General features: G+C 34.1%; 8 protein-coding genes. 1 reads left to right on the plus strand and 7 read right to left on the minus strand.

Annotation, left to right across the window (positions count from 1 at the left end):
* Window positions 1-184 (minus strand): SulP family inorganic anion transporter (locus C1642_RS15320; protein WP_140327216.1); only part of this gene is annotated, 184 nt, incomplete at its 3' end.
* 237 nt (window positions 185-421) lie between these two features.
* Window positions 422-1,060, minus strand: a complete 639-nt coding sequence (locus C1642_RS15325; protein WP_000332543.1) for an SOS response-associated peptidase family protein — start codon at window positions 1,058-1,060, stop codon at window positions 422-424.
* A 354-nt stretch (window positions 1,061-1,414) separates the two neighbouring features.
* Here C1642_RS15325 and C1642_RS15330 point away from each other — a divergent pair, with 354 nt between their 5' ends.
* Window positions 1,415-2,857, plus strand: coding sequence for a glucose/sorbosone family PQQ-dependent dehydrogenase (locus C1642_RS15330; protein ID WP_001032857.1), 1,443 nt, complete (start codon window positions 1,415-1,417; stop codon window positions 2,855-2,857).
* A gap of 54 nt (window positions 2,858-2,911) precedes the next feature.
* On the opposite strand, the gene C1642_RS15335 is transcribed toward C1642_RS15330, so the two are convergent.
* The 5 genes from C1642_RS15335 to C1642_RS19685 all read right to left on the minus strand — a co-directional run.
* Window positions 2,912-3,355, minus strand: a complete 444-nt coding sequence (locus C1642_RS15335) for a universal stress protein (RefSeq protein WP_000120225.1) — start codon at window positions 3,353-3,355, stop codon at window positions 2,912-2,914.
* Window positions 3,356-3,480: 125 nt separating this feature from the next.
* Entirely contained in the window at window positions 3,481-5,574 is a 2,094-nt protein-coding gene (locus C1642_RS15340) for an EAL domain-containing protein (protein ID WP_000203163.1), read from the minus strand.
* Window positions 5,575-6,180: 606 nt separating this feature from the next.
* Window positions 6,181-6,396 carry a hypothetical protein gene (locus C1642_RS15345; protein ID WP_001129188.1) on the minus strand — a complete coding sequence of 72 codons (216 nt, stop codon included), beginning with the start codon at window positions 6,394-6,396 and terminating at the stop codon, window positions 6,181-6,183.
* 190 nt (window positions 6,397-6,586) lie between these two features.
* A complete protein-coding gene (locus C1642_RS15350; protein ID WP_000163427.1) occupies window positions 6,587-7,051 on the minus strand; it encodes a MarR family winged helix-turn-helix transcriptional regulator in 465 nt (154 codons plus the stop codon).
* A 665-nt stretch (window positions 7,052-7,716) separates the two neighbouring features.
* On the minus strand, window positions 7,717-8,132 hold a 416-nt coding region (locus C1642_RS19685; RefSeq protein ID WP_228153929.1), incomplete at its 5' end, for a fructose-specific PTS transporter subunit EIIC.

The raw sequence follows: 8,132 nt of genomic DNA on the forward strand, positions 1-8,132 counted from the left end.
GGCCACCTACAAAAGAAATAATAACCGCAATACAAAAAGACGCATATAAACCGATTTGGGGATCTACACCTGCAATAATTGAAAAGGCAATCGCCTCTGGAATTAAAGCCAGACCAACAACAAGCCCAGAAAGAATATCTGCACGGACATTAGAGAACCATTGTTCTCGAAGATTCGTTAACATGGAAATAGCCTAGAATTTTAAATTTTAGAAAGGCTAGTGATGTGATATACCAACACACAAGCGACTACACCACATCACTAGACAGTGATGAGTTATTTACAAAGGAGAAGGGTAAATAAACTTAAGGTGGCGTTAGTGTCATGGATAATGAAAATTTGAAGTTTTAAAGAGGTGCGAAGGATAACATAAGTTTTTAGGGGGAGCCATTTAAGCTTGCTACTTTCACTTATTAGGCATCTAACTTTTTTTTGATTTGTTCATTTCTGCTTTAGGCAGAGACGTAAATTCATTTAATGGCATATCTAAGAAAAAGTTAGGAGCGTCAGTGTGTTTGCAGTTTAACCAATCGTTTCTAAGATGGTCAGGTATTACAATAATTGAACGTTTTTCATCGTCAGGTTTATGAAACTGTTTCATAAAAGAATGTCGATCTGCATTGATTGTTAATAGCGACATTGTTCTAACTTTCTGCTCATCAATTATGGTTTCTTCATAAATTGCTGCAAGCGTAAATGGCTTCCCATCTTGACGAAAGATGCCATACCAATGTGCTTTACCATTGATATATTTCGGTTCATAAATAGCTTCAACAGGAACTAGGCCAAATTGATCATTTGACCAGGCATGTTTAAATGAACGTTTGTGATCAACCGTTTCAGTTCTTGCATCATAAGTTGCATATTTAAATGAAACTTCTTTCGCATATGGTGGCAACATTCCAAATTTAACTTTTCGCCATTCCCATTCATTTTGATGAGATAAGATTATTGGGCAATCATCACTTGGATAGACATCTGATTTGTAATCAAAGGTGGGTTCAAGTAAGTCTAATTGATAAGAATGCTCTCTCTTAAGGGGTTTAAAATTTGCACACATAACGAAATTCGATTTGTAAGGATCCTTAATCTTTAGCTTGGATCTTTTAACTATGTGGTATGTATATTTTTATAGATTGAATTGTCTATTTGAGTATTAAATTTTACTTTTCAATTACTTTGTTAAAGCTTTCTTTCAAATTATTTATCTTAAAAATGAGATCAATGATTTATAAGGCAACTTATAAAATATTCATTTGTTTTGAATAGCTACTTTTATGCAACAGAGCCTTGCAGAAATTTGGATTTTAATAAATGAGCTAATCATCATAATACAAAAGATATAGAGAACGTATACAAACCAATGTTTTCAGCGGTTTAAGTAACTCTTTAGAAAACTTTATAAGGTGGAACTATGAATAAACATTTATTAGCAAAAATCACTCTTTTAGGTGCTGCACAACTATTTACGTTTCATACGGCATTTGCAGATATACCTCTGACACCTGCTCAGTTCGCAAAAGCGAAAACAGAAAATTTTGATAAAAAAGTGATTCTGTCCAATTTAAATAAACCACATGCTTTGTTATGGGGGCCAGATAATCAAATTTGGTTAACCGAACGTGCAACTGGCAAAATTTTAAGAGTAAATCCTGAATCTGGTAGCGCGAAAACAGTATTTCAGGTGCCTGAAATTGTGAGTGATGCTGATGGGCAAAATGGTTTGTTAGGCTTTGCTTTTCATCCTGACTTTAAACATAACCCTTATATCTATATTTCAGGCACTTTTAAAAATCCAAAATCTACAGATAAAGAGTTACCTAATCAGACGATTATTCGTAGATATACCTATAATAAAACTACAGATACATTTGAAAAGCCTATTGATTTGATTGCAGGTTTACCGTCATCAAAAGATCATCAGTCTGGTCGTCTCGTCATTGGTCCAGACCAAAAAATCTACTATACGATTGGTGACCAAGGTCGTAATCAGTTAGCTTATCTGTTCTTACCGAATCAGGCACAGCATACTCCGACTCAGCAAGAGCTCAATAGTAAAGACTACCATACATATATGGGTAAAGTATTACGCTTAAATCTGGACGGAAGTATTCCTAAAGACAACCCAAGCTTTAACGGAGTAGTGAGTCATATCTACACTTTAGGGCACCGTAATCCACAAGGTTTAGCATTTGCTCCAAATGGAAAGCTTTTACAATCTGAGCAAGGGCCAAATTCTGATGATGAAATTAACCTTGTATTAAAAGGTGGTAACTATGGCTGGCCAAATGTAGCTGGTTATAAAGATGACAGTGGTTATGCCTATGCAAACTATTCGGCAGCAACCAATAAATCACAAATTAAAGATTTAGCTCAAAACGGGATAAAAGTAGCAACAGGTGTTCCTGTGACTAAAGAGTCTGAATGGACTGGTAAAAACTTTGTGCCGCCTTTGAAAACTTTATATACGGTACAAGATACCTATAACTATAATGACCCTACTTGTGGTGAGATGGCATATATTTGCTGGCCAACGGTTGCGCCGTCATCGGCATATGTATATACGGGAGGCAAAAAAGCGATTCCAGGGTGGGAAAATACATTATTGGTCCCATCTTTAAAACGTGGGGTGATTTTCCGTATTAAATTGGACCCGACATATAGCACGACTTTGGATGATGCTATCCCAATGTTTAAAAGCAATAACCGTTATCGTGATGTCATCGCTAGTCCAGAAGGTAATACCTTATATGTGCTGACTGATACAGCGGGGAATGTACAAAAAGATGATGGTTCAGTCACTCATACTTTAGAGAATCCCGGTTCTCTCATTAAATTTACATATAACGGTAAGTAACTTATTTCAAAAAACCCAGCTATATAGCTGGGTTTTTTATATAAAGGTTTAGATTTATTCAGTTACGACCAATACTGGCACATGAATTTCTCCTAAAAGTGCTTGAGTTACACTTCCTAAGAAGAACTTTTTAAAACCTTTTCGCCCATGAGAACCAATCACTAATAAATCAGCTTTTAGCTCAGTTGCTGCTTTGATGATTTCTGTATGAATTGTTTGACCTTCAACAATTTTGGTTTCAACAGAAATTCCATGTTGGCTAAATTGTTCTTTAGCTTGATCTAAAATGCTCTGAATCGAAGCTCTCGCTTTATTAAAATAATCTTGCGCAATTTCTGTACTATCAATAATTTCAACTGAAATAAATGGATCAATAGTGAGCGCATATACCAAAGTAACTTTACTACTAAAGGCTTTAGCAAGACTTGCAGCATGATTAACAGCAATAAGTGAGGTAGGAGAACCATCGACCGGAACTAAAATATGGTGATAACTCATATATTGCTCCTTATTGTCTTGTGACAATATTTATTGTTGAAGAACCTAAACTTGTTATCGTTATGATTATATTATCGCCAATTTTATAATTTTTATTGTTTGTTTTTAGTGTGTAAGGTAAATGACTAATTCATAGAATAGTGACTTTCTAGATAAGCCTGACCCTGTTTAAGAATAGAGATCACCTGATTAGCGTCAATAGCTGATTCAAATAAAAAACCTTGCCCTATGTTGTATCCAAATTGAAGAAGCAACTCTTCTTGTTCTGGTGTTTCAATACCTTCTGCAATTAATCCGAGTGAGAGATTTGGAGCAAGTAAGCCAATTGCCTGAACAATTGCATAAATGGATGGATCATGTTGCATCTTTTGTATAAAGCTACAATCAACTTTTAAGCAATCAATAGGATAGTCTCTTATATGTGTTAAAGAAGAGAAACCTGTTCCGAAGTCATCTAAAGCAATGCGTACTCCATGCTGTTTTAGTTTATTAAGTGCGCGAATCACATATTCAGAACCACGGTCACCCAGCATATGTTCAGTAACTTCTATTTCAATTAAATGGGTAGGAATTTCAAGTTGATTAATCTTTTTTAATAAACGTTCAGCATAATTATCTCTTAAGAACTCAACTGGTGCGGCATTTAGAGAAACAGGAAGCGGCACAAAACCTAATTTTATCCATTTAGCAATATCATGCAAAACTTGTTGTTGCATGATTTCACCAATTTTACTGGCTAAATCGTAGTCTTTAAAAGCTTCAGCAATCTGAGAAGGCAAACCTCTTTGGGCCGAAGTCGTATGCCAGCGGAGTAATGCTTCAAAGCCCACTACAGCATGAGTTTTTAGATCGACTTTGGGTTGATAGTAGGGCTGAATGGTATGATGACGAATAAGCTGGCGAGCAATGTTGAGTTGAGAGGCGATTGCCTCGGTTAACTGCATCATACTTGGGTTATACATACGTATGCCGCCACGACCACGGGCTTTTAAGTCATGTAATGCCATATCGGCACAACTTAATAAGCTCGATTGATCAACTGCATCTTGAGGATAAATGGCGCAGCCGATGCTCATGCCGCCGTTGAGCACATTCCCAGCATATGTAATGGGTTGATTGAGTTGTTGAAGCAATACTTCTGCAAGTTCACGAACATCACTCTCATTTTTTAAATGGCTAACAATAACTGCAAACTCATCACCACCTAATCTGGCAACTGAACATCTTTCAGGGTCTACGCACTGATTAAAACGTTTAGAAAGTATTTTTAATAAGTGGTCACCAGCACTATGACCTATAGTGTCATTAATATGCTTGAAATGATCTAGATCAATTAAAAGTAGCCCTACACTGGTTTGGGTTTCTCTTGAGTAAGCTAGGGTGCGTTTTAGTTGTAGCTTAAATGAGCGTCGGTTAAATAATCCTGTGAGTTCATCTCTCTCGCTAATATCTCTTAGACGGTTTTCGGTAAGATACTGTTGAGTGACATTTCGCGAAACACACAATATTTGAATAATTTCGCCGTTTGTATGTTGAATTGGGGTAAGCATGTTATCCCAATATTCTGGATCTTGATTTGGTAAGCAACTCATGCCAGCGAATCGGGCCACTTTACCCTGTAAGGCTTTTTTTAAGGCAACTCTTCCGCGTTTACGAATATGGGGTGGTAAAAGATCTAACCATCGCATACCGAATTTTTTTTCATCTACAGGTATACCTAATGCAAGGCATCCTGATTTATTCATATGAGATACAGTGCCATCTGTATTTAAAACCTTAATACAATCGACACTGATATCGAGCATTTGATTTTGTATATCGATATCTTTTCGTAAGCTTTGCTGCTCTTGTATATCTTGGTCAATATCAAGAAAACTAATAAACCATTCATTTTCTTGAGAAGATTCATGGTATTTCGACAATTGAATAGAAATTTTACACCATCGATAATAATGGGTTTTATGCAAAAGACGGCATTTAAATTCAATTCTTGATCGGAGTCGTATCGCATCTAACCAGTTGTTTTTAACTTCTTCTAAATCGGCAGGGTACACGAAATCTAGCCATTGTTGAAACAATGGAGGAGAAGTATCGCGCCAGTACTTTGTACACTCCGTATTGCAGTATAAAATTAAGCCTTTTTCATCACTGACCCAAGTCGGTAAGGGAAACTGCTCAACAATAAAATGCTTTTGGGTAGTGTTCGACATTGAAGTCATAACATGCCTAAAACTGCTGAAGAGTTAAACTATTTATAAACTGTATTGTAATAGTTGTGTCGTCACCACAAAAGCTATAAAAAATTAATATTTGATGTTTTTTTCATCTCGAATAAAGGTTTTTTTTAAATAAAAATTTTATTAATCCTCTATGCATATGTTATTTATTAACTTTTAATCTCCTAAAGATTATGAAATATAGAATTTTAACTTGAAAAAATTATGCGTATTTTTGTAAAAAACTTGTTAAAACAGTTGTTTATAAAATTCAAATAGCGTTTTTTATAAAAAACTCATACATCAAAAACATTTTAACTCGTGAAGAGTTAATTAATTTAAATATTTATGAGAAAAAATTTATAAAGAAAAAGCATTTAAGTTATTAGAGGTTAATACAATAAATACTATTAACTTTACAAAAGTAATATAAAATAAGGTCTTATATTATCGTAGAATTCTTTTCATCAAAAAGGATATATAATTCCTTTTTGTGCATTTTATAGCCTACATTTTCCCCAAGATGTAGGTTTTTTTTATGTCAAAATTTTATTATTTTAATTTTATTTAACTTATTAAATTATAAATAAAAAAAGCCATGGAGGCTTTTTATACGGTTTCCGGTTTTTTCAACTGTTGTTGAATGTAGAGGTTCATATAATACTGCTCTATATAATCGTCAGCATAATTGTTAGCTAATGTCTTAGTAGCTACCTGTTCATGCTTGCTGTAACAGTTAGTTTCTAAATCTTTTTCAAGTACCCACCATTGACGGTTAATACGACGTACTTGAAACTTATCACTCTTATATTTTCTTTTAGCCATTTTTTCCTAAAATTACGTTAGAGATATTAAGAGAGAGTTTCTACTGGAGTTGAAGGAACAAGTCAACAAGCATAGTGTTTAATTGATTACTTTATGAAGTCTATATTCCTGTAAACATTAGAGAAAATAATAAAAAAGCTCTCATGAGAGAGCTTGAGAATTAATCGTTTTAAAATGTTGAAAACAACAATTATCGAGAAAGATTTTTTAAAAGCAATTTTAAGCTTTCCATCATTTTTTCTAGTTGAAGAGGGGTGATACCTTCGAATGATTGTTCAAGTACTACACTCGTTAGGTCATTAATTTTATTAATCATTTCTGTACCACGTTCGGTAAGATATACACGTGTAATACGACCATCTGATTGACAAGAATAGGTTTCAACTAAACCTTCATCTTTTAAGCGATAAACAATTTTAGTGGTAGTCGACATTTTTGAAATAATCATATCAGATAGCTCTGATACGCTAGCGTGAGGTTTACTACTTAGTGCAAGCATAATACGTCGACGTGAATTATCTAGGCCATATTTTTTGAGGGCATTATCAATATTTTGAACATATTGAGCATGGACCTGAGTAATCCAATAATATGGAAAATCTTCAAGAGTGAAAGATTCTGTTGTAGGTAAAAAACGCGCATACTTCTTTGTCATTGACTTTTCCCCATACCTTGGTGGATCGCATTTTATGAAACTTATTTTAATAGTGGAAAAATATAGTTTCACTAAGCAAGTTATATCAGGACTTTAAGTCATGAGCAAAATTTATATTGTTTGATTAACAAGGACAAACTATAAATTTTCCTCTTCTGATAAAACTTATTCCTTACCGTTTATTTGAACTTGGCTACTCGCTTGGTCGTAAAATGAACGATATTTGTTTGCATGAGAATCGTAGAAAAAAAAACTCGTTTTGAACGTGACATTTCTATCAAAATTTTTTGTCTATAAAGTCATAACTTAAAAAAATAAATCCATTCAATAGGTAAATATTTAAATTAATCATATGTTTAAAAGATTTTTTGAAGATGAAAATTTACCATACATTTAACACAATTGATGAATTATCTATAAAATTAATGAATATTTGTTTGTAAGTTATTGATTTTAAATGTTAAAATTATTTGTGTGAATAAGGGGTAATTATTTCTCAAAGATTCAAATGTAATTCTACAAATTTTGAAATTAAAAGATGAGTGTGGCCTCAAATTAAATTTTTAGTGTTTTACCTTAGAACAACTGATAACACATGCCGTTCAAATTAATCTATAAAACTGAGTACTAATAAAAAGGGAGAATTTATATTCTCCCTTTTTAAATTATGAGTTTGTTAATAATTTTTCTTCTTGATTCTTTTTAATGATGGCATAACTTACTCCCGTTACGATACTTCCAGCCGCAATTGCTGCAAGATACAACCACGCATGATTGATTGCATTCGGAATCAGTAGTACAAATACACCGCCATGCGGAGTCACAAGCTCACAGTGAAATAAAGCAACTAATGCACCAGTTACTGCGCCACCTAGAATACAGGTTGGAATAACGCGCATTGGATCTTTTGCTGCAAATGGAATTGCACCTTCTGAAATAAAGCATAAACCAAGCACAAACGCAGCTTTACCTGCATCTTTTTCGCCAGTACTAAATTTATTTCTAGCGAGGAAGGTTGCAATTGCCATCCCAATTGCAGGAACCATACCGCCTGCCATCGTGGCTGCCATTGGCATATAGG

Source organism: Acinetobacter sp. AKBS16 (assembly GCF_002899995.1).
Taxonomy (GTDB): domain Bacteria; phylum Pseudomonadota; class Gammaproteobacteria; order Pseudomonadales; family Moraxellaceae; genus Acinetobacter; species Acinetobacter baumannii.

Coding starts and splice junctions, on each gene's coding strand:
- C1642_RS15325 (WP_000332543.1), bottom strand. CDS start 1,060: ATGTGTGCAAATTTTAAACCCCTTAAGAGAGAGCATTCTTATCAATTA.
- C1642_RS15330 (WP_001032857.1), top strand. CDS start 1,415: ATGAATAAACATTTATTAGCAAAAATCACTCTTTTAGGTGCTGCACAA.
- C1642_RS15335 (WP_000120225.1), bottom strand. CDS start 3,355: ATGAGTTATCACCATATTTTAGTTCCGGTCGATGGTTCTCCTACCTCA.
- C1642_RS15340 (WP_000203163.1), bottom strand. CDS start 5,574: ATGACTTCAATGTCGAACACTACCCAAAAGCATTTTATTGTTGAGCAG.
- C1642_RS15345 (WP_001129188.1), bottom strand. CDS start 6,396: ATGGCTAAAAGAAAATATAAGAGTGATAAGTTTCAAGTACGTCGTATT.
- C1642_RS15350 (WP_000163427.1), bottom strand. CDS start 7,051: ATGACAAAGAAGTATGCGCGTTTTTTACCTACAACAGAATCTTTCACT.